The sequence below is a fragment of the Pseudobacillus badius genome, from assembly GCF_002189605.1.
GTDB lineage: Bacteria > Bacillota > Bacilli > Bacillales > Domibacillaceae > Pseudobacillus > Pseudobacillus badius.
In genome coordinates this window covers 1-23,362 of the sequence record NZ_MWMM01000020.1, presented here as the reverse complement: position 1 = coordinate 23,362, position 23,362 = coordinate 1, and the positions used below count along the sequence as shown (strand labels likewise).

At 40.1% G+C, this 23,362-nt stretch carries 25 protein-coding genes and 1 pseudogene; 19 read left to right on the top strand and 7 right to left on the bottom strand.

Annotation, left to right across the window (positions count from 1 at the left end; translation table 11 throughout):
- The first annotated feature begins 83 nt into the window (after nt 1-83).
- Complete coding sequence (locus tag B1A98_RS18275; RefSeq protein ID WP_125474377.1) at nt 84-425, top strand: hypothetical protein; 342 nt, start codon at nt 84-86, stop codon at nt 423-425.
- Between the two features lie 116 nt (nt 426-541).
- Here the strand turns inward: B1A98_RS18275 and B1A98_RS18270 are convergent, their stop codons facing one another.
- The gene (locus B1A98_RS18270; RefSeq protein ID WP_063385362.1) at nt 542-1,099 is read right to left on the bottom strand and encodes a cysteine hydrolase family protein; all 558 of its coding nucleotides are present in this window, start codon (nt 1,097-1,099) and stop codon (nt 542-544) included.
- A 342-nt stretch (nt 1,100-1,441) separates the two neighbouring features.
- Between B1A98_RS18270 and B1A98_RS18265 the strand changes: the two genes are divergently transcribed.
- Entirely contained in the window at nt 1,442-3,352 is a 1,911-nt protein-coding gene (locus B1A98_RS18265) for an FUSC family protein (RefSeq protein ID WP_063385363.1), read from the top strand.
- A gap of 74 nt (nt 3,353-3,426) precedes the next feature.
- Here the strand turns inward: B1A98_RS18265 and B1A98_RS18260 are convergent, their stop codons facing one another.
- Complete coding sequence (locus B1A98_RS18260) at nt 3,427-4,314, bottom strand: DMT family transporter (protein ID WP_082821785.1); 888 nt, start codon at nt 4,312-4,314, stop codon at nt 3,427-3,429.
- Nucleotides 4,315-4,441: 127 nt separating this feature from the next.
- On the opposite strand from B1A98_RS18260, the gene B1A98_RS18255 reads away from it, so the two are divergent.
- The 8 genes from B1A98_RS18255 to B1A98_RS18225 all read left to right on the top strand — a co-directional run bounded on the left by B1A98_RS18255 (nt 4,442) and on the right by B1A98_RS18225 (nt 9,349).
- A complete protein-coding gene (locus B1A98_RS18255) occupies nt 4,442-5,347 on the top strand; it encodes a LysR family transcriptional regulator (protein WP_063385364.1) in 906 nt (301 codons plus the stop codon).
- A gap of 130 nt (nt 5,348-5,477) precedes the next feature.
- On the top strand, nt 5,478-6,266 hold the full coding sequence (locus tag B1A98_RS18250; RefSeq protein WP_063385365.1) for a CPBP family intramembrane glutamic endopeptidase: 789 nt from the start codon (nt 5,478-5,480) through the stop codon (nt 6,264-6,266).
- A 146-nt stretch (nt 6,267-6,412) separates the two neighbouring features.
- The gene (locus B1A98_RS18245) at nt 6,413-6,643 is read left to right on the top strand and encodes a DUF3953 domain-containing protein (RefSeq protein WP_158286043.1); all 231 of its coding nucleotides are present in this window, start codon (nt 6,413-6,415) and stop codon (nt 6,641-6,643) included.
- Nucleotides 6,644-6,812: 169 nt separating this feature from the next.
- Complete coding sequence (locus tag B1A98_RS20240) at nt 6,813-6,995, top strand: hypothetical protein (RefSeq protein ID WP_125474378.1); 183 nt, start codon at nt 6,813-6,815, stop codon at nt 6,993-6,995.
- Nucleotides 6,996-7,018: 23 nt separating this feature from the next.
- On the top strand, nt 7,019-7,444 hold the full coding sequence (locus tag B1A98_RS18235) for a hypothetical protein (RefSeq protein WP_063385367.1): 426 nt from the start codon (nt 7,019-7,021) through the stop codon (nt 7,442-7,444).
- Nucleotides 7,445-7,752: 308 nt separating this feature from the next.
- The gene (locus B1A98_RS20940) at nt 7,753-7,875 is read left to right on the top strand and encodes a hypothetical protein (protein WP_256682631.1); all 123 of its coding nucleotides are present in this window, start codon (nt 7,753-7,755) and stop codon (nt 7,873-7,875) included.
- Between the two features lie 386 nt (nt 7,876-8,261).
- On the top strand, nt 8,262-8,846 hold the full coding sequence (locus tag B1A98_RS18230; protein ID WP_041098693.1) for an LOG family protein: 585 nt from the start codon (nt 8,262-8,264) through the stop codon (nt 8,844-8,846).
- 98 nt (nt 8,847-8,944) lie between these two features.
- Nucleotides 8,945-9,349, top strand: a complete 405-nt coding sequence (locus tag B1A98_RS18225; protein ID WP_063385368.1) for an NUDIX domain-containing protein — start codon at nt 8,945-8,947, stop codon at nt 9,347-9,349.
- A 159-nt stretch (nt 9,350-9,508) separates the two neighbouring features.
- Here the strand turns inward: B1A98_RS18225 and B1A98_RS18220 are convergent, their stop codons facing one another.
- Nucleotides 9,509-9,811: a hypothetical protein gene (locus tag B1A98_RS18220; RefSeq protein WP_063385369.1), complete on the bottom strand. Its 303-nt coding sequence runs from the start codon at nt 9,809-9,811 to the stop codon at nt 9,509-9,511.
- Between the two features lie 185 nt (nt 9,812-9,996).
- On the opposite strand from B1A98_RS18220, the gene B1A98_RS18215 reads away from it, so the two are divergent.
- Genes B1A98_RS18215 through B1A98_RS18205 form a run of 3 tightly spaced genes read left to right on the top strand, consistent with a single transcriptional unit; the run spans nt 9,997 to nt 11,235 of the window.
- Nucleotides 9,997-10,530: a hypothetical protein gene (locus tag B1A98_RS18215; protein ID WP_063385370.1), complete on the top strand. Its 534-nt coding sequence runs from the start codon at nt 9,997-9,999 to the stop codon at nt 10,528-10,530.
- Nucleotides 10,527-10,742, top strand: a complete 216-nt coding sequence (locus B1A98_RS18210; protein WP_063385371.1) for a hypothetical protein — start codon at nt 10,527-10,529, stop codon at nt 10,740-10,742. The genes B1A98_RS18215 and B1A98_RS18210 overlap by 4 nt, the downstream gene beginning before the upstream one ends.
- Before the next feature lie 52 nt (nt 10,743-10,794).
- The gene (locus B1A98_RS18205) at nt 10,795-11,235 is read left to right on the top strand and encodes a hypothetical protein (protein ID WP_063385372.1); all 441 of its coding nucleotides are present in this window, start codon (nt 10,795-10,797) and stop codon (nt 11,233-11,235) included.
- 5 nt (nt 11,236-11,240) lie between these two features.
- Here B1A98_RS18205 and B1A98_RS18200 read toward each other — a convergent pair whose 3' ends face one another.
- Nucleotides 11,241-14,207, bottom strand: a complete 2,967-nt coding sequence (locus tag B1A98_RS18200) for a Tn3 family transposase (protein WP_063385373.1) — start codon at nt 14,205-14,207, stop codon at nt 11,241-11,243.
- A gap of 147 nt (nt 14,208-14,354) precedes the next feature.
- On the opposite strand from B1A98_RS18200, the gene B1A98_RS18195 reads away from it, so the two are divergent.
- Complete coding sequence (locus tag B1A98_RS18195; RefSeq protein WP_063385374.1) at nt 14,355-14,930, top strand: recombinase family protein; 576 nt, start codon at nt 14,355-14,357, stop codon at nt 14,928-14,930.
- A 254-nt stretch (nt 14,931-15,184) separates the two neighbouring features.
- Here B1A98_RS18195 and B1A98_RS18190 read toward each other — a convergent pair whose 3' ends face one another.
- A complete protein-coding gene (locus tag B1A98_RS18190) occupies nt 15,185-15,637 on the bottom strand; it encodes a hypothetical protein (RefSeq protein WP_000701227.1) in 453 nt (150 codons plus the stop codon).
- A gap of 364 nt (nt 15,638-16,001) precedes the next feature.
- Here B1A98_RS18190 and B1A98_RS18185 point away from each other — a divergent pair, with 364 nt between their 5' ends.
- The 5 genes from B1A98_RS18185 (at nt 16,002) to B1A98_RS18165 (ending at nt 21,173) form a co-directional block, all read left to right on the top strand.
- Nucleotides 16,002-16,700 (top strand): N-acetylmuramoyl-L-alanine amidase family protein, encoded by a 699-nt coding sequence (locus tag B1A98_RS18185; protein ID WP_063385375.1) that lies wholly within the window; start codon nt 16,002-16,004, stop codon nt 16,698-16,700.
- Between the two features lie 248 nt (nt 16,701-16,948).
- On the top strand, nt 16,949-18,022 hold the full coding sequence (locus B1A98_RS18180; RefSeq protein ID WP_041114485.1) for a GerAB/ArcD/ProY family transporter: 1,074 nt from the start codon (nt 16,949-16,951) through the stop codon (nt 18,020-18,022).
- Nucleotides 18,023-18,031: 9 nt separating this feature from the next.
- Nucleotides 18,032-19,579 carry a spore germination protein gene (locus B1A98_RS18175; protein ID WP_240492490.1) on the top strand — a complete coding sequence of 516 codons (1,548 nt, stop codon included), beginning with the start codon at nt 18,032-18,034 and terminating at the stop codon, nt 19,577-19,579.
- A gap of 14 nt (nt 19,580-19,593) precedes the next feature.
- Entirely contained in the window at nt 19,594-20,739 is a 1,146-nt protein-coding gene (locus B1A98_RS18170) for a Ger(x)C family spore germination protein (RefSeq protein ID WP_063385381.1), read from the top strand.
- Between the two features lie 194 nt (nt 20,740-20,933).
- A complete protein-coding gene (locus B1A98_RS18165; protein WP_041114484.1) occupies nt 20,934-21,173 on the top strand; it encodes a hypothetical protein in 240 nt (79 codons plus the stop codon).
- Between the two features lie 234 nt (nt 21,174-21,407).
- On the opposite strand, the gene lepB is transcribed toward B1A98_RS18165, so the two are convergent.
- Together lepB and B1A98_RS18155 are read right to left on the bottom strand one after the other, a co-directional pair.
- Nucleotides 21,408-21,953 carry a signal peptidase I gene (lepB, locus tag B1A98_RS18160; RefSeq protein WP_041114483.1) on the bottom strand — a complete coding sequence of 182 codons (546 nt, stop codon included), beginning with the start codon at nt 21,951-21,953 and terminating at the stop codon, nt 21,408-21,410.
- A gap of 240 nt (nt 21,954-22,193) precedes the next feature.
- Nucleotides 22,194-23,065, bottom strand: a pseudogene (locus tag B1A98_RS18155) (DMT family transporter).
- Nucleotides 23,066-23,362 lie beyond the last annotated feature (297 nt).

Genomic DNA, 23,362 nt, shown 5'->3' with positions numbered 1-23,362 from the left:
CATACTACATGTGCGATGGATTGTTTCTATTCTCAAAAAATGAAATTTCTAAAGAAAACTATTCAAAAAAGAGGATCTTTCTTATGGATATGAAAATAAATACGAATAAAAACTTGACGAATACCTATCCTTATACTTACTTAATCACCAATCAGTTTTGTTCATGTGATTTGGTCCAGCCTAAAGCATTGTCTGCTAAATTAGAAGATAAACAACGAAGGGAAGAACTGTTGGATCTTTTGGAAGAAATGAAGGCGAGTGTTCCTAGCTTCGCTCTGCTCACTCATAGTTTTCAAGGATATTTTGACGAAGAACTCGTAGAAATTAAAGCTGTGAAAAAGATAGATAGAGTGGACAACGAATTTGTGGATTCACTGCATCCGGATACGTTATATAAAGTCGTTAATTATTTATGGAAAGGGTGAGGCTTTTTCAGGAAAGCCAGTCTGCTTAACGCTTAGTTTTTATATCATATAAAGAGCGGCCGTTTTGAACACAGATCGACCAAAACGACAGCTCTCTTTTATGTGTTCACGCAGCTCTACCTATAAGAGTCATGAATGGGATGAAACACATCTTCCACGGCATTTCTGACAACTGAGAAGTGTTCAACATTATAGTGGCCATGCAACGTCCTATTATGGTGCTTGATAATTTGTTCGGCGCTTAAACTATCACTGGCGGTTGTCGAGTGTCCATCACCGACTAAAGTGACATCGAAACCGCTAATAGTGGCCGTTCTAACTGCGGTATCGATACAGTATTCCGTTGCGCAGCCCATAATCACAACATGTTCAATCTCTTGAGATCGCAAATGCTTGAGCAGCCCTGTCCCATGAAATGAATTAGTGGCCGTTTTATCGAAAATTACCGCTTCCTGAGGCACGTTAATTTCAGGATGAACTTGAAATCCTTCTCCTTTGCCTTCAGCCACATCGAGGTCCCTGACACAAACGACGGGAACATCAGCCTCCCGTGCTTTTTCTATGACCAAATTGATAGTTCTAATCAGTTGATCTTTATTAAAAACCGGGCGTTCTCCTTGATTTCCATCAATTAATGCTTGCTGGGCATCAATAATTAATAATGCTTGTTTCAATATCATTTCCCCCTTCAGATACGGAAAAACGGATGAGCCAGAGGTTTTCCCCTTTATGCTGTTCGCACTAAAATATTTTTCGTTCGCCATGGATGCTGCTGGTGTTGTTTTAATTTTCTTACATTTAAATAGTAGCATATGGTGCTTAAGAATGCTTTTTCTCTTTTATAAAAAAACAGGATAATGGGAAAACTTACAGGTATTCCTGTGCGCTTTTGCGAGGTTTTCTTCCTTATTTAACCATTGGCTTCCTTGGAGGAAAACATTTTACTCATTAATATTTAGATGTTAAAATATACTCCACTAAAAAATATTTATATAGGAAGAAGTGAACAAAGTTAGGTGAACAAAAAAACCATTATTTCTAATACCATCCTATTTGTGGTCATTGTTGCTTTCATTATGGCATTTAGCGCGGTGTTTGGTCAGAAGAACGTGCTGATTGGCGTTACAACAGTGACTGCAATGTTAATGTTTCTAGAAAGAGATTTAACCATTCACCCGGTAAGCAACACAGCTAAGTTAGTTGTTTTAAACCTTTTAATTGGAGTGGCTGCTTTTCTGGCTGGTTTAAATATGTGGCTGGCTGTCCCTATCAACTTTATTAGCATGTTTATTATCAGCTATTCTTTTTTGTATAGCTTACGAACTCCGCTGTATCTGCCGTTTTCTTTACAATACCTGTTTATCTTGGCGTTCCCGGTATCCATCGATCAGATGCCTCTCCGTTTGGCCTCCCTGTTGTTTGGAGCCTTGGCAATTATGGGCTTGCAGATGCTCGTAAATAAGAACAAAATTGCCAAAAGCGGCAGCAAGAAGGTACAGGCCATCTGTACCGCCTTGATAGAAAAAATTGAGCAGGTCAAAAAAGGAGACAATACTGATAGTCTGAATGAGCAGATTGCCGCAGATATCAGCAGTCTGAGAAGCATGATCTATGATAAAAGAGAGAAAGGGTTCTATTTGACGGAAGAAGGACAAATTAAGCTGAATTTATCGGCTTCCCTTGAAAAGATTAATTTGCTGTTAAATAAGACCGCAACTGAAGAACTGCCGCCGGAAATATTGGACGATCTGGTTCGCTGCTTGCAGTTAGCCTCTGCTAAGTTAGATCCTAAACAGCCGCAGGAGAATAGACAAGATTCATTTTCTGATATCCTGAGCAAGTATAAGAGTGGGCATACCCATTCATTGCTCGTATTAAGTATTTTAAACAACATCGATTTCTTGAAGGATAATTTAACGGCGCTGGAATCAGTAAAGAAAAAATCGCCTAACATGATGAAGACGATCGAACAAATCCCGCTCAACTTCCGTAAATCGGGATTAAAGGACACACCCTCTCATACAAAATCCATGAAACTGTCTTATGCTGTTCGCATGGCCTTAGGTATCAGTATTAGTGGTTTGATTGTCGACTTGTTTGACTGGAGTGAAGGGCGCTGGATGATGTTTACCGTTTTTTCCGTCGTGATTCCGATCTATGAACAGTCCCGCCAAAAAATGCGCGACCGAATTTTTGCGACGGTTGTCGGTTCTATCCTAGTTGTCATTCTCTTTACGATCTTCCAGGATGCGACAACAAGATCCATTTTGTTAATGGTGGGCGGGTACTTAATGAACTATATAAAGGCGTACCGCTACAGCACCATTATCGTTACGTTTTCAGCGATCGGAGCCGCTGCCCTTGTCACAGATGCCACTGAAATCCTGACGATCCATCGTATCGGATTGGTCATAGCGGGAATTATATTGGCCCTGCTCATTAACAGATTTGTTCTTCCTTATAAACAGCAGGATGCGACCAACGACCTGGAAACGATGTATACAGATGTTATTAATGAGATGATGAAGGAAGTAATCGAAAAGGTTAAAGATGCCGGAACCCATCATGGAATTAAAAACCTGTTGATGGTGACAAGCATGATTGAGGAACGGATCAAGCTTCATCATCATGAATCAAAAACCGATCCCAATGTCGAGTGGCTGCAGCATCAGCGTTTAGCTGCGTGTACATTATATGAACTATACTCATGGATGGAGAAGTATGGAGTGAAAGAATCGGCCGTTTCAGTTATTGTGTCTTCTCTTCAAGGGCTGTTAGGCCGTGCGGAGAACGACTATTCTTTAAAAGCAGCCATTTCCAAGCTGAAAGAACAAATCGGGGCTGCCTCCAACATCCAAGACCAAATGACTCTCAACATGATTCTTGAGATCACAACGGAATTAGAAGGGGCGAGAGCAGCCCGTTAAGGTACGTGCTATCTGATTGTCATCAAAAGCCTTCTGCCATTCGTGCAGAAGGCTTTTGATGATTTCGTGCCGGCTCACACAAGCCGGCCTTCTTTATTAACAAGAAATAACCCGATTATAATAAGCATCATTCCCAAAATAGAAATCATTTCAAGACGATGGCCGAAAATAAGGTAATCAAACACGGCTGTGACTGGCGGAACAGCGTACAGTAAACTCGTGACGTTCGTCAGGTCGCCTTTTTGAACCATATGGTAAAACATGAATGTGGCTCCTGCTGATATAACGAGAACCATCCACCCTAGGGAGACAGCAAATAAAGGAGCCCAGTTCAGGGATTGATCAAATAATAACACAAGCAGGAAAAGGAGCAGGGCGGCTCCGCCATATTGAATCGCCAGATTGGAAGGCTGGCTGATTTGGATGTTTTTTTGCAGGAGAGTGCCGATTGTGATGCTGAAAAGTGACAGAAGGGCGCTCGCAAGACCCGCTATTGTCACTGTGCTGATTAGGATGCTATCCGCCACAACGAGCATTAAGCCAATAATCCCGAAAAAGAGCCCTATCCATTGCAGCGGCTGTCTATGATTCTTAGAGGCTATCGCTGTAATAATCGGCTGCGCTCCCAAAAGTATGGCCAGTACCCCAGGGGATAGATGGTTATCCAGCGCCAGAAAATAAAAAATTTGATAGCCTGCCTGCATGCAGATACCAGTGAACAAGACATAGCCCCACTCTCTCCATGTTGCTGGCAGCTCTGTTTTCATATAGAGCACGACTCCCCAAAAAATAAAAGCAGACAGCAAGAGCCTTAAAAACAGAAAGATAAACGGGTCGGCATAACGAAGCCCTAATTCAACGAAAATGGCTCCGCTGCTCCACATCAGAATGAAGGCGCCCGGGATGATTTTTTTCGTTAATTCGGTTTTTTGATGGTGTGCTGCTCCAATTGCGTGTTTCATAACAAGTCCTCCTGTTTTACCGAATGTCCTCTATCTCTTGTTCTCATTATAGAAGGTTGATATCGATTAATAAAATTGATATTTTAAAGCATAATGATCAATTTTTTTAAAGTAAGGGGTGAAAATAATGGAAATACGCTATCTGAAAACCTTTAAGACAATTGTTGATTTAGGAGGCTTTACAAAAGCTGCGGACTATTTAGGATACGCCCAATCAACCGTTACGTTTCATATCAAGTCCATTGAAGAAGAAGTAGGAAGCCCAGTCTTTGACCGTATTGGAAAAAAAGTATTTCTTACTGAAACGGGCCGCCTCTTGCTGCCTCATGTTCAAAAAATGCTTGCTGTTTATAAGGACATAAGGGAGGTAGCAAGCTGTGGAGAAGAGGCGAGAGGGGAATTGGTAATCTCCGCACCGGAGGCCCTGCTCATTTACCGGCTTCCTCCGGTCATCAAAAAATTTAAGGATCACTATCCCCTTGTTGACCTGAAACTGAAGCATTTGAATCCTCCTGCATTGAAATCGGAGTTAATCCAAGGGGAAGTGGACTTGGCTTTTATTATTGATGAAGAGAGGGAAGAAGAAGGTATTTACTTTGAAAAGCTGGTGAAAGAGCCCATGGTGCTTATTTCTCATGATCCGATTTCCCTCCATGAAAAAGGATCGCTAGAGAACCAAGTGTTTCTTTTCACCGAAAAAGGCTGCAGCTATCGCGCCCTGTTTGAAAAGGTAATCAGCCACAATCTCAGCCGCGAAAAACCGGAAGACCTAAAAGGAATGGAATTTTGGAGTATAGATGCCTTAAAGGAGTGCGTCCTCTATGACCTTGGCATTGGCGTATTGCCATACATAACCGTAAAAAGAGAAGTCGACCAATCCAATTTGCTGGCGCATCCAATCAAGGGCAGCGCTCTTTTCACCCAGCTGGCTTATCACGAGGACAAATGGATTTCTCCTGCTTTAAGAGGGTTTCTTGATGTGATAGGAACATGCAAAGAAGGATGGGAAAGAGAAGCCGAAAGACTCTCTTAACCTATAAATAAAGATTTCTCCTGCTTTTCAATAAGGTCTGCACTTAAAGGCCAAATGCTCTTTCCGTCTGGCTTTCCGTATTCATTTACCATATACTATGGAGAACAAACAAACGAAAGGAGGCGGGGAGATGCTTCATTACTGGAGAAAAAATGGGGTGCTGCTGCTTTTAGCGCTGCTGTTTTTTGCGGGACTGATCTTGATTTCATTTAGCATGGAGCGGGGAATGTATTTAGTGTTTCTTTGTTTACTAGTCATTTACAGCAGAAGCCCCAAACACCGCTTTGTTGCTTTAATCTTTTTCACTTTCCTAGGAAGCTTTTTCCTTTTTCAACTCACCAATCAGCTATTGGCAGACAGATTTGATTTATCAGAAGAACAGCGAATTCTTTGCAACAGAAGTTTATTGATTTTAATTATAGCGGGGTTATACATACTTCATCTCTTTTATAAACAGAAAGTATCATTTTTCCAGCAAAAGCCTGAGTGGAATCATCGCATCGTTTTGCCCTTCCATTCGACTAGCGTCTTTCACTTCTTGCTCATTGGACTCATAATCAACGGAGTCATCTTTGCTTCGCTGATCATTCAGCAAGAATTCAGTTATCTCCAATCGGTAGTTGTATGTGGCTTGTTATTTTCCATCATCAATTCTGTGTTTGAAGAAGTGATCTGGCGTGGTATCGTCCTCTCCAGCCTGCAGAAGAGAACATCGCTTTTTTATGCGGTGACAGTAACAAGCATCGGCTTTGGCCTCATGCATCTATCCATTGGGTTTTCTTTCAGTGCCAGCTTGCTATTTTCTTTTGCCGGTCTTGCTTACGCGTTTATTGTATGGAACACAAAAAGTATTTATCCGGCCATCTTATTTCATTTTATAATTAATATGGGCATGGTTCTTAGTGGTTGGGTGCTTTAATTGCCGCCTCCTGATCTCTTCGATCCATCGTACCGTACATAGGAGCAGGGAACAAACAGAAAATGGATAAATATGAGAAGAACAGAGGAAGAAGCAGATTAACAGTCAAAAGAGAGAAACGTCTTGGCGGGAAAGGAGCGGATCATGTGCTGAAGTTACTTCGGAGTCTTTTTGCTCTGATCGTTATAGCTTTAGCAGCTATTTCACTAATAACCGGCCGGTCAATGGAGATGATGGCTTACACTCAATTCTTTCTAGGGGCGCTGCTTCTAGCAATGGGGTTCAGTGAGCTGCAAGAAAAAAGAAAAGGGATGGCATGGTTTCTTTTTCTAGTGTCTGGTCTAACCTTAATTCAATCTATCTTTGCTTTCATATAGGAGAGCTGTTCATTTATATTAAGCAAGAGTTGTGCTAGTCTGCAAGATTCATAAAAAAGGAAAAAAGAACGGACAGGAACCAAAAAGTGGTTTATATAAAGTAAAAGCGGTAAAAGGTATGAGTATAGGCCCCTGCATCTTTAAAGAAAAAAAGATAAGGAGGATCACGATGAAAAATAAGACATTGGCAGTGTTATACTTGCTTCTCTTGTTCGTAACAATCCTGATAGGGATCTATCACTTTTTCATCAAACCTTTAGATACTGCATCCATGATGATCGTAGCCGTGATTAACATTGCATTTACCACACAAATATTGTTTATGTCTAGGAGAAACGGAAAAGAAGTGTAATAACTTTCCATAAAAGGTGGTGAATGACAATTAGAAAGGTGCTTAGCTGTTTGTTAACCATTGCCTTAGTCTTCGGTTTTGGATTGGTTACCAATGAGGCGAAAGCAGCAGGGAATTGCTCAGGCAAAAATAAGGTGGTCACAAATAAAGAGCATTCAGTGCAAAAGCAATATGTCTACCTAGATTCATGCAATGCAGCAAAGCTATCCGCCAAGGTAGCGAACAAAGCCACGAATGACTCTTTTATGGCGGCCCTGTCTGCATTCATTCCTGGATTCCAGCCATTTAGCGTGATTGGAGCCTTATCGGCGAAAATGGAAAGCAACAAAGGGAATGATATAGCTATTGCGAACTCTTCAGGTGAAGGGGTAGTCATGTCATTTGAAAAAGATTTGATGAATAAAGATTCTTACATGCTGTGGGTATACAAAAAAACAGCCTCTCAATAATCTGCTCATCCGTTTTTTTAAAGAGCCTTTTACGGCTCTTTTTTATTGAATCTAAACTCCTAAAACACCCCACCATATTAAGCGGGGCAAGAAGGAGAGGCCTGCCCTTTAACAGAATTTCAATCGTCAAAGCCCTAAGCGGCAAAATCTATCATTTATCAGGGGATGGACATGGCAGATTTTTGAATTTACGCCAGAAATCAGTCAAACATCTTGATTAAATGGGTGGCCCTCTTGTTTATGCAAGCGGGACAGTGAAACTTTTTCTGGGTGTATACCGTAAACAGATGGGACAGGAGGGGAATTTGATGGATAAGCTAAAAAAGAAAAAGAGTTTATCAGAAATAAAAACAAGTTATTTTGCCCTGTTCGGAGCTGCCATTGGAGCTGTGATCGGATTAGTCGCTTACGTGAATAATTGGTTAGGATAAAGGTATTGATACATAAATAAACATTTGAAAAACACCCTGTCGTTCAAGCGTAGGGTGTTTTTTGTGTTAGAATATAATTACAAATAAAGAAATAAAAGGAATGGTCTTTTATATGGAAAACATAAGCAATTTTATCCTCATCCTCATTATTACACTGACAATATGGTCTTTTGTGTTATCGTGGATTATTAAAAGCGCTCTAGAGAAAAGCAAATTGAACAATATAGACGCTAGCCTGGAAAAGATTCTTAAGGAACTGGAAGAGTTGAAACAGGACAGATAGGCTGCAGCATCAGCCGCACGCAGTCTGATCTATGGAATGCTTTACCAAGCAATTCTTTATCCTGTATAATCGATAACAGTGAGCCATTGAAGGAGGAATGTGTATGAAAAAATTAGCTGTATTTTGCGGATCAAGCAACGGAGCCTCCGCTATTTATATAGAGGAAGCAAAAGCGCTGGGAAAAGAATTGGCAAAGCGCCAGATTGGCTTAGTTTATGGAGGCGCCAGCGTAGGTGTCATGGGAGCCGTGGCCGATGCTGTCTTAGAAGCAGGCGGACATGTCACCGGCGTCATGCCAAGCTTTTTGGATGAAAGAGAAATCACTCACCGCAACTTATCCGAACTGATTATTGTGGAATCTATGCATGAACGAAAGGCGAAGATGGCAGAGCTGGCAGAGGGCTTTATTGCTTTGCCGGGCGGTCCCGGAACGCTAGAGGAGTTCTTTGAAATCTTTACATGGGCACAGTTAGGATTGCATAAAAAGCCGTGCGGACTACTCAACGTCAATCACTATTATAACCCGCTGATTGCCTTGTTTAATCATATGACGGATGAGAAGTTTCTGCAGGAAAAATACCGCTCGATGGCTCTTGTGGATACGAAGCCTGAGGGCTTGCTTGATCAATTTGCTGCTTATCAGCCGCCAGCGGTAAAAACATACATAAAAAACGAATCTCAAACGTGATGAACAGCAGCCACTCAGCTGACGAGCTCCTCATTCTATAGGGAGCTTCTGTTTAGCGGCTTTGCAGATAGGAAACAACAAATTCTGGAGGATCACAAATGGAAAAAGCAAGATGGCCAAAGGTCGGCGTGGGAGCAGTTATAGTAGATGAAAATGACCGAATTTTACTCGTTTTGCGCAAAAAGGCGCCTGAAGCGGGCTGCTGGAGCTTGCCCGGGGGCAAGGTGGATTATATGGAAACGATAGAAGAGGCCATAAAACGCGAAATTAAAGAAGAAATTGGAGTGGAAATTGAAATTTCGCGATTGTTGTGCGTCACGAACCATATCATTCAGGCAGAAGATGTTCACTACGTCGCTCCTACATTTATCGCCCATATTATAAAGGGACAAGTACAAAATAAAGAACCCCATGCTCTGGAAAAAGTCCAGTGGTTCCCGATAGACGAGATGCCGGATTCTATTACGTTGACCACTGACTATGCGCTGAAGCAATTGCGCTAATAGTTTAAGAGGATGCGAGCCTTTGTTCATACATACACCGGCGTCATTTTGAACGGCCAATGACGATTCTTAATTATCCACTGGCCCAAACTTGCGCATAAAACAGCTCAGAGTGCGAGCTCCGAACTGTTTTATGCGGTCTATTCGATTCACTCACCTTCAGCTTTGTGTTTTGCCCCGATATAGAAGGAGAGTCGTTACGTTTAGCACGACAGTCACAATAAGAAGAACGGCCGCACTAAATGCAACGCCTCCCATTATGTCCATAAGAGCTGTCCAATCCCCAATTTTCACAAGATGATAGGTATTAAAAATCTGAAAACAGAGTGAAATAGCACAAGCGCTGATGCTCATAACAGAAAAAGCAGCCCAGCTCTTGGCATGACGCTGAAGATGAACAGCGGGAAGTATCCAAGCAATTAATCCGAACACAAGGCTGCCAATATTAAGTAAACCCACCATATTTATATCCCCTTTTTTCCTTTTTATTGCTCCATTGCTGCTTACCGCATTTCTTTTTAAGCCAGCTTTGCGACACCGTATGGTTTTTGATCTGCCAGCATCTCCTCCCGAAAAGTTAGTCAGTATGTTACAATTAATAACATTAATGGATTAACACGGAAAACGAAAGAAAGGGAGGAACGGCATTGAACATTCAAAAAGCGGCGCTGTTGGTTATTTCTTCATTGATACTCGCATTGTTTATGCTGGCTAATACAATGACACCGTCCCCTGGCACCTCCTCTGGAAACGGCAATCCCGCTCTCTTCATTCTATTTATTCTAATCCCTTTATTTATAATAATGGTTGCTTTATGGATATCCCTTCTTCATACATACCCGTTCCGTCTGCCAGTTTACCTTATGAGTATGTTCCTTATTGTTCTCCATCTATCTATAGCGTTTGTCTATCAAAAAATACAATTGGCCCAATATCGGGAGGTCATCGAAAAAGCGCTCATTAAAAGAAATGGCTTTGCCGATGCCGCCTATATCGAAGACATTACTGCGGGATTGTCCTTCCATGTCAACAATCAATACTTTAACTTCAATACCTATTTAATGTTCCTGACCTTTTCACTATTCAGTGCTATGTTATTTACTCTTTTGGATTTTTGGGAAAAGAGGAAGAAAAATGGGCAGCCAGACTTTTTCAAAAAAGAAGGAGGAGGGAGACGATGATTAAATCGGTGAAAGGCCAATTGATTTTATGGGTGTTCGTTGCAGCCAGCTTCATTTATCAGTCTTTCCACTATATGGAGTTTACTGGAGAGAAGGAATTTCGTTTTTCCCACACGCTGGCTTACGTTCTCATGATTTTATCCGTGTACAATGCGGGAATGTTCACACAAAAGTATATCCAATCAAAGAAGCAGTCAGACAGCGTTAACTAATCTTGTTCTTCTCTTAAAATAGAAAGTTCTTAGATAGCAAAGGAGATATTTTATGTATCAGTTGGTGCAAGGTCAAATTCAAAGCTCAAAAGACTCTTTCTTGCCATATACCCTCATTCAACAAGAAAGAAAAGGAAAAAGTCTCTGTATTGTTTTGCCTGGCTTAAGATATACCGTTCATTCTCCGGCTTTATACTATCTTACGAATTTGTCTTTAGATTTGAGAATGGATGTCTTGCATATCAATTATCAATACGGGCAGCACTCCTTTTTGTCCTTAACAAAGGGAAGGCAAAAGGCAGAAATTATACAAGATGTTGGGCTGGCTCTGGATGAATTGCTTAATAAATTCCAGTACAGCAACTTTTATTTAATAGGAAAATCGCTAGGAACCATTCCAATGGCCTATGAATTAACCCATCGAGGGGTAGCGTCAGGAAAATGCGGATTTACAACGCTAAGCCCATTTTCAAGACGATTCCCCCAGTTTTAACAACGTTAAGAAAGTTTCAATGGTCTTAAAGAATCTAACGAGACCATTTTCTCCGAATTAAAATGGTATTCTCCAAGTAAATTAATATGTTCCCAACCTAGAGGTGACATATGGTGCAATAATTCTTCATTAAAACTACCTGACCGTTTTTGATATTCAACTGCCTTTGTTAGATGTAAAGTATTCCAGATACTGATGGCATTGATAATTATGTTTAAGGCACTGGCCCTTTGCAATTGATGCTGTACGGTTCGTTCCCTAAGCTCGCCTTGTTTTCCGAAGAAAATAGCTCTTGCCAGTCCATTCATGGCTTCTCCTTTATTCAATCCTTTTTGTATTTTTCTTCTTAATGATTCATCCGAAATATAATTCAAAATAAAGATCGTTTTTTCTATTCGGCCCATCTCACGTAAGGCTGTAGCCAAGCTGTTTTGTCTTGAATAAGAACCTAATTTCCCCATAATAAGGGATGCTGAAACTGTTCCTTCCCTTATAGAATGAGCTAATCGCAAAACATCCTCATAATTCTCTTTAATGACCTTTGTATTTATTTGTCCACGTAAAATGACTTCTAATTTTGGATACTCACTTGCCTTATCTATTGTAAATAATTTCGAGTCTGATAAATCTCGTATTCTTGGAGCAAATTTAAATCCTAATAAATGAGTCAATCCGAATATTTGGTCTGTGTAACCAGCAGTGTCTGTATAATGCTCTTCTATGTTTAGATCCGTCTCATGGTGCAACAAACCATCCAAAACATTAATCGCATCCCTTGAATTAGTATGAATAATCTTTGTGTAGTAAGAAGAGAATTGATCACTAGTAAAACGGTAGATGGTGGCTCCTTTTCCGGTTCCATAATGTGGATTTGCATCTGCATGTAGTGATGAAACACCTAGCTGCATTCTCATACCGTCTGACGAGGATGTTGTACCGTCTCCCCAATAAGAAGACAATTGTAGCTTGTGATGAAAATTTACTAATACAGCTTGGGCTTTATTCATTGCGTCTTCATACATGCGCCATTGAGACACATTGGCTAGTTGCTTATATGTAAGCCCGGGTGTTGCTTCAGCCATTTTGCTCAAGCCAATATTCATTCCCATTCCTAAAAGAGCAGCCATAATAATGATTGTTTCTTCTTTATCTGGTTTTCGTTTGTTAGAAGCATGTGTAAATTGCTCATGAAATCCTGTTATATGGGCAACATCCATCAGTAAATCGGTTAATTTTATTCTTGGTAGCATCTGATACAGGCTTGCACTAAATTTCTTTGCTTCTTCTGGAACATCTTTTTCTAATCGTGCAAGTGACAGCTTTCCTTTTTCAAGAGAAACTCCATCTAACTTGTTGGAATTAGCAGCTAACCACTGTAACCTCCCATTAAGGCTGCTAGTTCTCTCTGTAATATAGTCCTTGAATGATAAACTAACCGATAATCTTGTATTCTCCTTCGTTTGATTCCATGTATCTTCGGAAAACAAATATTCCTCAAAATCTCTATATTGTCTACTGCCCACAATAGAAACATCACCAGCCCGAATATGCTCCCGAAGTTCTGTTAAAACAGCCATTTCATAGTAATGCCGATTGATTGTTGTACCATCATCCTCGTATAAATGCTTTTTCCACCGTTTTGAAATAAAATCCAAAGGTGAGTTATCAGGTACTTTTCGCTTCCCAGATTCGTTCATTCCTCGTATAATCTCTACAGCTTGTAAAAGTGGCTCATTCGCCTTTGTGGAATGAAATTCCAATACCCTTAATAGGGTTGGCGTATATTTTCTAAGAGAATAAAATCGTTTTTGCAGTAAGTCTAAATAGTCATAGTCGGCAGGACGTGCAAGCTCCTGAGCTTCTTCCACTGAAGAAACAAAAGAATTCCATTCAATAACCGATTCTAAAACCTCAAAAACGTCTAGTTTTTCCCGTTTTGCTTTGATTAAAGCTTGTCCGATGTTCGTATAGTGTATAACCTTCTCATTCAGCTTTTTCCCGTTTTGTTTCTGAATTTCTTCTTGAGCCTTACGGCCTTTTGATAACAGACTGAGTATTTGTCTGTCGTGAATTTCAAAGGCTTTATCCGTTAAATCCTGAGTAAGGTGTAATAAATAGACGGTTAAAATCGAGTATCGTTTATTTTCTTGAAAGTCACGGAACGCATAAGGCTCATATCTTGAACCTAAGCGAGATAGCTGTAACAAGCGATTGCGATGCAAATGATTAATTTGTACCGTTTCTAATTCCATACCTCGTATGTATTCGAGTCGTTCTATTACTTTTAGAAATGTTTCGGATGAAGGATGACCCGGTGGTTCCTTTAACCAACCCAATATCGTTTTATTGGATTCGGATGGATGCTGCGAAGTAATGATCTCTTCAAGCTTTTCTTTTTGGTTATTTGTTAGAGTTTGACTAACCGTATTAAATAGCTTCTTTTCAGCCATTGCCCTTGCCTCCCACACCAATCTCTCAAGTGTAGTGATAGCAGGCAGAATGATTTTCTTTTTTCTTAGAAAATCTATACATTCATGTAGTAGATGCATGGCATCGCCATTTTCCAAAGCTAATTGATGAAGATGCTTAAATGCTATTCGATATTCTTTTAGTGTAAAAGTTACAAAGTCGTATTCACTTCGAATTTCTTTCAAATGATCCCAAAGTGTATTTTCTCTTTGAGGATAAAGACTAATCGAAGATGAAGTGGCACCGATTTGTTTCGATATATAATGTATGACTGAATCCGGGATGTTTTTGATATGAGTGTATGGCCAACTGGGATACCGAAGAACAGCTAATTGAACGGCGAACCCTAAACGGTTTTCTTCCCTCCTTCGTTTATTGATAATTTCTAAATCCCGTTTGGAAAAAGTGTAGTAGGTTCCTAGCACCCACTCATCTTCAGGAATTTGCATAAGGACCTGTCGCTGTTCCGATGTAAGCAATTCTCTACCTCTCGCAACTTTCATACAGTATCATCTCATTTCTGTAATTATTCAGTTAATTAGTTCAATTATATATCAATAGAGTGTACTCTATTGATACAAGTATAGTAGACTGATAAAATCATAGTTAAGAGTGTCTCATAAGACTTGTCTCAAAAACGAGGTGAAATTTTGCAGAAAATCGGTTATGTACGCGTCAGTTCGACTAGCCAAAATCCTTCAAGACAATTTCGGCAATTGAACGAAATTGGAATGGATATTATTTATGAAGAAAAAACTTCAGGAGCCACAAAAGATCGTGAACAACTTCAAAAAATGTTAGAGGATTTACAGGAAGGTGACATTATTTATGTTACAGATTTAACTCGGATCACTCGAAGTACGCAAGATTTATTTGAATTGATTGATTTAATACGAAATAAAAAGGCAAGCTTAAAATCACTTAAGGATACATGGCTAGATTTATCAGAAGATAATCCATATAGCCAATTCTTAATTACGGTAATGGCTGGTGTTAACCAATTAGAGCGAGACCTTATTCGTATGCGTCAGCGTGAAGGAATTGAGCTCGCAAAGAAAGAAGGGAAGTTTAAAGGACGGTTAAAGAAATATCATAAAAATCACGCAGGAATGAATTATGCAGTAAAGCTATATAAAGAAGGAAATATGACTGTAAATCAAATTTGTGAAATTACAAATGTATCTAGAGCTTCTTTATATAGAAAGCTATCGGAAGGAAAAAAATAAGCATTCATTACTTATATTAAAAATTTCCGGGGATTGTGAAACAACGTACCTAACCAAGCAGGCTATTTCTATAAGGAAGTATCAATATTTGTTTATCTAACTAGGCACGATCATCAAAGGGTTCCGAGTACATTTTAACGGAGATATACGCTAAACTCAGATTTAAAGCAAGGCTGTATTTTCCGAGAACACTTTATAAAAAACAACCTTAGTCAATCACAAACGAAGGTTGTTTTTATAAAGTCATGGTCTAATTAAAACAATTGCTGTCCCAAGAGCATACTTGAGACTGAAAAGGCACCAGCAGGTGGTAAAACATTAGTATATATGGGAGGTCCCAAACGGGGTGTAAAGGTTGTAGCAATCCAATTTCCATATTCACCAGCCAGCAAAGAGGGAGGTTTCATTATAAACCGTCCACTTAAAACGAAATGCCGAATGCTTATAGCGGTCTCATCAAATATTGTCAAGTTGCCAAAAAAGGAGGCATATGGTGAATCGAAACTTATTTGTTTAGCGCTTTCGTCCCAATACCCATTAATCGGAATAGGTATACCACGAAAATTAACTGTACCTACTACTTTGTTGTCTACAATGGAATCAATGGTAAGTATACCTCTAATAATGGATCTCCCCGCAATAGAAGCATCAATCCCCCATACGGATGGAAAGGGGATACTAACTTTTGCTGTCTTTGGAATTTTCAAAATTAACCTCTCCTTGATTATTTTATGTATGGATTGAGTTGTATTTAATCATAATCCTGTAGTAATGATACAGTATATGCACAGAGAATCACTTAGGTGTTTTGTTAAGAAAGAAGCATCAATAATCAATCAGCCTACTGTCTAGATGAACAAGAGCTTGCCTGACCCACGAAAAATATGGAACATTAATTCCTGCTGCTCATACATATGGTCTCGCATTTGGAAAATTTCTTAGCTTTAAAATAAATCATCTGATTCAATGAAATGTAATGCCTATCATCACCTATTTTTATATGTACCTCAGACGAATACCTATACCTCCGTTACTCTTCGATCATATTGTATTTGTACGAGGTGGTGTAAAATGTTTAAATTATATTTAGATCCTGGTCACGGGGGAGTGGACCCAGGAGCTATTGGCAATGGGATGCAGGAAAAAGAAATTACCTTAAATATTTCCCATAGCATCCGAAATCTCTTGGAAAACCATTATGAAGGCCTGCAAATTAAAATGAGTAGAACAGCAGATATTACGCGCAGCTTGAAAGAACGTACAGATGATGCGAATGCTTGGGGTGCAGATTATTTTCTATCCATCCACGTTAATGCATTTAACGGTTCAGCTCATGGGTATGAAGATTATATTCATAACAGTTTGTCTGATTCATCGAGAACAGCGTTAATTCGGGACATTATGCATGAAGAAATTGTCAAAGTAAATAACTTGCATAACCGTGGTAAAAAAAAGGCCGATTTCCATGTACTGCGAGAAACCAGAATGCCCGCTTTATTAACGGAGAACGGATTTATTGATCATGCAAGCGATGCCCAAAAATTAAGAGACCCGAATTGGCGGCAAGCGGTTGCCCAAGGGCATGTTAATGGGTTAGCACGCGCGTTTAATTTGAAGAGAAAATCGACTAATCTGAAAAGCAATATGGCTATTAAACGTGTAATTGTTGACGGTGTGCAAGTAGGGGCTTACGCAGAAGAAGAAAATGTGTTGAGAACTGTACAACGCAACCTGAGAACAGCACAAAGGATTATTATTGAAAATGTGTAGTTTCGTTGGGAAAACGGTTGCTTGACTGCGAGCACGTTAAAGTTTTATCAAAATGGATAGCTAGGCTGGATGAACAAAATATACGCTAAGCCTTTGTCGTGACGGGCTTAGCATTTTTTTCTTGCTCTAAGTTGGTCCGGCCGATATAAGCCAGGACTAGCTTAATATCAGATGAATAGAACGAAGTTGTTGAGGGAATTATAGCTCATGATGTTTCTATTTCCAATTGTTGAATTTGAGGTGAGTTTTTGCCTAAGATTACTCCTATTCAGTCATACATGATTATTATGCTTTCGGTTGGATTAATGAACCACGTGATTATTATCCCTTTACTACTCGAAGCATCAAAGCGAGATGCCTGGCTCGTAGTGCTTCTTGTTTTTGTCGCTTCACCTGTCTGGATTGGTTGCTTGAACTACATCATTCAAAACATGAACAATCAACACATTAAAAAGTGGCTAGATCAGCACTTTGGAAAGTTTTTATCTGCAATCTTAGTGATTATTTATAGTTTGTTATTATGGCTCATGGGCTTTATTTCCTTAAAAGATACTCTAACATGGACAATCGCATCTTACTTGCCGCAAACACCGATACTAGTTCTTGCGGGAACCACACTTGTTGCCTGCTTCTTTGCTGCTTTTCAAGGACTCCGTACAATTGCAATTGTGAGCGGAATATTGTTGCCATTTGTTGTTATTCTAGGTCATCTTGTGGCGATTGCCAATTTTCAGTTTAAAGATTATACCCTGCTTTTTCCTTTGTTAGAAAACGGGACAGCTCCATTATGGAAAGGTGTTCCTTACGTTGCCGGGGGATTGCTGGAGTTGTCTTTCTTGATGTTGCTGATTCAGCACAAATTAACAAAAAAACCAGGATTTAAAAGCTTGATGTTGATGTGCTTCATCCTTACAGGACTTACGTTAGGACCATTGATGGGATCGATTGCGATATTTGGCCCTGATGAAGCGGCTAACCAGAGATACCCAGCTTACGCTCAATGGAGAATCGTTAGACTGGGAGAATATGTGGAGCATGTCGATTTTTTTTCGATTTACCAGTGGCTATCCGGTACATTCATTCGTGTGTCCCTTTCTATCTATCTCTTGGGAGAATTGTGGAATTTACAAAAACGCAGTTGGTTACCCGTGTTATTTGGCGCATTGGCCATGCTTGTTGCCATTTTGCTGCCGATGAGCGACATGGCTTTTCTAGACTTGTTAGGAAGGTTTTATTTTCCTTCATTTTGTATCTTTACAGTAGGGACCTTGATCCTGTATGTTGGTCGAATGATCATCTCAAGAATTCGCCAAAAGGAGTGACTAGCTAGGATGAATAAACTATTCCGACGAATGAAAAGATTATTTGGAAATCAGGGGGCAGAAAGCAAGAGGCCATCGCCTAATACAGAGGCAACAGTCTTGCAACCACTTAATGAACAATCACTCATCCAACACTTTAAAATGTGTCAAGATGTTAAGCACCATGTTTACAAATTAAACCCTGATGATGAACAATCGAGAATCCTATTGCTTTATTGTGAGGGGTTAAGTGACAACCAAACATTCATTCATGAAACTGTGCTTCCTCATTTGACCCGATTTTATGAAAACAATGGTTTTCATCATCAGGAGGAAATAGTCGAGTCGAGCCAACTACAATTAGAGTTCGTTACTCTTGAGGAGTGGGAGCAAACGGCCGAAACGGATATTTTTGAAGGCAAACTGCTTTTGTTTATTCCGACCCTACGCTCCTTATTCTCCCTCGATATCTCAAAAAAACCAGCGCGAAATCCGGAAGAATCCAGTATTGAGGTCTCGGTACGGGGGCCAAAGGATGGATTTGTGGAAGAAGTGGGAGTCAATGTGGCGTTAATTCGGAAACGAATCAAATCAACCAGCATGGTTTATGAAACGAAAAAAGTAGGCGTTCGCACGAAAACAACCGTTGCAATTCTTTACATGCGTGACATTGTTGATCCTAAGATTGTTCAAGATGTAAAGAATAAATTAGATGATCTTCACATTGACGGAGCGTTTAGCGCCACTCAGCTAGAAGAATTAATGGAACCGACAAAAGCATTGTTTCCTTTGATGGGGTATACAGGCAGAGCAGACTTTACCGTGAACTGTATGCTCAATGGGCGTGTAGCGTTGATTGTGGATGGTACACCGGCTGCGTTGATTGCGCCTGCCAATTTATTTTTGCTTGTAAAAGCACCCGAAGATATCCACTTTACTGCTTTGTCAGCTACATTTGGTCAAACGCTTCGTTTACTTGGTTTGTCCGTATCGCTACTGCTTCCTGCATTTTTTGTTGCTATTCTTTCCTATCATCAAGATCAGCTGCCCTATTATCTGCTTGCCACTTTGGGGATTAACCGGTTGGGAATCCCTTTTGATGTGGCAGTTGAAATGTTTATTGCACTTATCTTCTTAGAAATATTGCGGGAAGCTGGTACCCGACTCCCTTCTTCAGTCGGCTCCACGGTAACGGTTGTAGGAGGACTTATCCTGGGGGATGCAGCCATTCGTGCTGGATTCTTATCCCCAGGTATCATTGTCATCGGAGCAATTACACAAATCTTTGGTTCAACTATATCGAGCCTATCATTGGCTGGAACAATTAGTATCTTACGCTTTTTTCTTTTCATTCTGTCTGCCACGCTTGGCATTTATGGCTTCTTTCTTGGAATATTTATTGTGCTCAGCCATTTAGCCTCTTTGCGTTCATGCGGCTTGCCTTACTTGGCCCCAATATCACCTCCATTTAAAGACTTGGCCAACGCTTTGTTCCGATTACCTTGGACATGGCGAAACACTCGACCGGACATGTTGAAGACACGAGATTCTACAAGGCAAGGGGATAAGCAAAAATGAGGAGATATAAAAGTATGGTTGCACTTTTCCTTCTCCTCACCCTTACCGGTTGCTGGAGCGAATATGAAGTGCAAAACATGAACTATGCTACGGCTGTTGGAATAGACTATGTCGATGGCCAATACACCTTGTATGTGCAATTGCTTGATTTCTCGACAGTGGCCAAGCTGGAGGGACAGCAAAAAGCGGAGCAGCCCCCGGTTTGGGTGGGCAAAGGCGAAGGTTCCTCGTTTACGGAGGCGGCAAATGATTTGTACAGTACATCACAACAACGCTTAAACTGGGGACAAATCTCTGCCATTTTGTTCAGCGAGAGATTGATGAAGGAAAACAAAGTCGGAGAAGTGCTGGAATTTATCAACCGTTATCGTGAAATAAGGTACTTGGTCTGGCTGTTTAGCACAAGAGAGCCTCCTGAAGAAATCTTGCTGGCAACCCCATTTTTTAGATTATCGCCAAAGGCATCCATTCTTCACAATCCCGAGCAAAATTTCAGACAGCGTTCTATCCTTGCTCCGGTCAGACTGCAACAATTTATACTGGACTCACACGAAAAGGCAAGAACTAGTTATATACCGGAATTATCGCTTCGCAAAGGTCAATGGCAGGAAAGTAATAAACCAAAAGAGCTTCTTAGGTATTCAGGCATCCAAGTATATGAACTAGACAATTATTATGCACGAATGGATCTTAAGGATCTGTCGGGAATGCCCTGGCTAAGTACTCACACGATCCGAGTACCTCTTGATTTGTTTGCCGAAGAAAAGCTTGCGGCTGTTCTTGTCGCAGAAAAACCCAAATATGAAGTGACTCCTATTGTGAAATTGAACAAGGCGTATTTCGATATTTCAGTAAAAGTGAAGGCAGGGATCAATGAATTGCATACGGACCTTACCGAAAAGGAACTCACACAAATGGCTCAGGAAAAAATAGAGGAGCAAATCCGCAAAACGTATCAAACTGCTTTTAAAGAGGGTATAGATATTTACAATTTGGGCGAATCTTTGTATCGCAAACATCCACATCAATGGAAGAGCATTGCCACAGGAAAACAGCAACTCGTTTTAAACCAAGATTCCCTGCGCCATGTAAAGGTTGAGGTGAATATTGTTTACCCTGGAAGATATAAATTACATGAACATGGTGAATCCACCTCGTGATTCTGGCAAGTGAAATTATTAACTCACCTTGCTTCTTCTGCTTAGCGTTGGGGAAGCAAGGTTTTTGTTTCCAAAAAAATAGTTTAACGTTGTAAATCCGCATTTTCCTGACGGAACCCCATCGAGAAAAATTAAAAGACGCCAAAGCTGTTTGGCTCACTCCCTTATTAAATATAGAGCATGTATATAAGGGGTTGTTAACTATTACTCAGCAATCAATCATTTTCATAGGAGACAACGACCATCATTATAATCAAGAGTATTTAAATTCTCTAGCTGAAAAAGCCAATATAGAAATCGCTGCATATGAACAAGTAGATCATCAGTTAAATCATCAGCAGGGCGCTTTGGCATCCATAGCGATTCTGGAATCGATTACTTTAAAGGTCAAGGAATTTATCCTTCAGTCTAATCATGGAGAAGAGAGACTTTAAAGATTTCAGAAGCAAAAAAAGGGGCTTCTTTCACTAATTTAGGTTCTTTTTTATCCTTGCCTGGCTGGTGAGAAACAACAGGTCACCTCCAGTAATGATAAATGGGGGTCATTTTCATGAAGGATTATAATATTGAGATTGCTCGACATTTTCAAGCTATTAGCCCAGGTTCCCTTTCTATCGCCAGAGACATGAGAAAACCAGACTGAACGGCCAGCCTGGTTTTCTTGCAGCTTATTTATTTACAAGGCCCATATCACTGGCTGGCCAAAACACCAGATTGGCCTTTCCGACGATATCCTTCATCTTGATCGTTCCGATATGCCGGCTGTCGGTACTATTGCGTCTGTTGTCCCCCAGTACAAACACCTCTCCTTCAGGCACCCTTTCCACCCCGGTAATGTCTTTCAGAGTAAAGCTGCCTGTGACTGGGCCCAGCTCCTCTTGTGTGTTGGCTGCCAGATAGGGCTCTTTGTAATGCTTTCCGTTTATGTATAGCTTGTCGTTTTTATATTCGATCTTATCCCCGGGCAAGCCGATGACACGCTTAATATAGTCACTATCCTCCGTGGCATGGAAAACAATAATATCAAAACGCTGGACATCTCCTATTTTATTCACGATCATACAATCGCCGTTGTTCAATGTCGGATTCATTGAGGCTCCGTCTACTATAACCGGGTTAAATACAAATATACGCAAAACTGTCACTAGACTGATAGCAATAATAAAGGCCTTGGCCCATTGAAAGAGCTCTCTTCTGCTGCTTCTATTTTTCAAGTATGACACCACCTGTTTTGTGCTTTACTTATTATATCATTTAAATGGAGGGAAACGAGAAATCAGCCTTTACTGCCCCGCTTGACAGAAGGAACATGCGAGTTTGCTGGCAATTGAAACTAGAAGGGGTTGAAAGACAGCTGCTATTAAATAAAAATCACCTGCAGTTTGCCGAGAAAAAAAGAATAAAAATAAAGAAAGTACGCCTCTATATAAAATAGAAACGCACTTTATCAGATATTATTCGTCTTTAATGACTATAAAAACACCACTAAAAATTAAAATTGTGCCTATCCAAAATGAAGCTCCAATTGTTTCCCCTAGCAATAGCCAACCCAAAAAGGTTCCGACAATGGGCTGGAAGAAAAAGAACAACCCCCCGCTCGAAGCATTCATCAATTGCAGACCTTTGTTCCACAAGAAAAAACCGCCAGCAGTTGATATCATACCTAAGTATAATAACCCGCCTGAAATTTCAGGCTGCAAAACACTAGATAAATCTAGATGATTTAATCTTGGGAGTACCACTGGTGTCAATAATATTACGGCAACCACAGATGAATAAGTAGTAATAACAATTTGTGAATATTGGGTGGGAACCTTTTTGATTAAAACGGACATGAATGCCCAAGTTAAAGCAGCAAGTAATAAATAAAAACCGCCTAATTTTTGGGTAACATCAATTTGCCCGCTTCCGACAATCATGCCAACTCCAATTGTTGCAAGTACAATGGAAAGACATTTTTTATCGTTATTTTTTCTTTCAAAATTAAACGTGCAAATAGGACCATAAAAGCAGGCGTAGTGGAAGTAAGAATAGCGCCCATTTGAGCGGTAGAAAGCATTGTACCCATTTCCTGTGTGACAATGGATATTGTATTACCAAATAGACCGACAAGGAAAATAATTAGCCAATCCTTTTTAGCGATACGCCATGATTGTTTCATGCAAACGCCAATCATGGCTAGTGTCATTACAGCGATTACATAACGCATCCAAACAAGCTCCAAAGGCGGGACAACTTCAACAACTACTTTTACCACAACATACACCGCGCCCCAAATACTCGCAGCGAGGGATAAAAATACGGCGCCTACTATTTTATTATTCATGTTTTTTCCTCCGTTTATGATAGAAATCTATATCCTTAACGGAGAAAAACTCTTCTACCGTTAAGGAAGAAGAATGGTTGGTACATCATTTTCAAACAATGGAGAAAACATCATGAAAATACACTCCAATTAAATTAAGTCTTTACTAAACTATAATTTAAATACAATAGGATGAAAAGGGTAATGGAGTTAGTATAGTTTCATGGACACAGTTTAATTAAGTCCTTACAATTATTTTGAGAGGATGTGTCCGAAATGGAACGTAAGCCTGCAGGCAAAAAATATAATGATGACTTT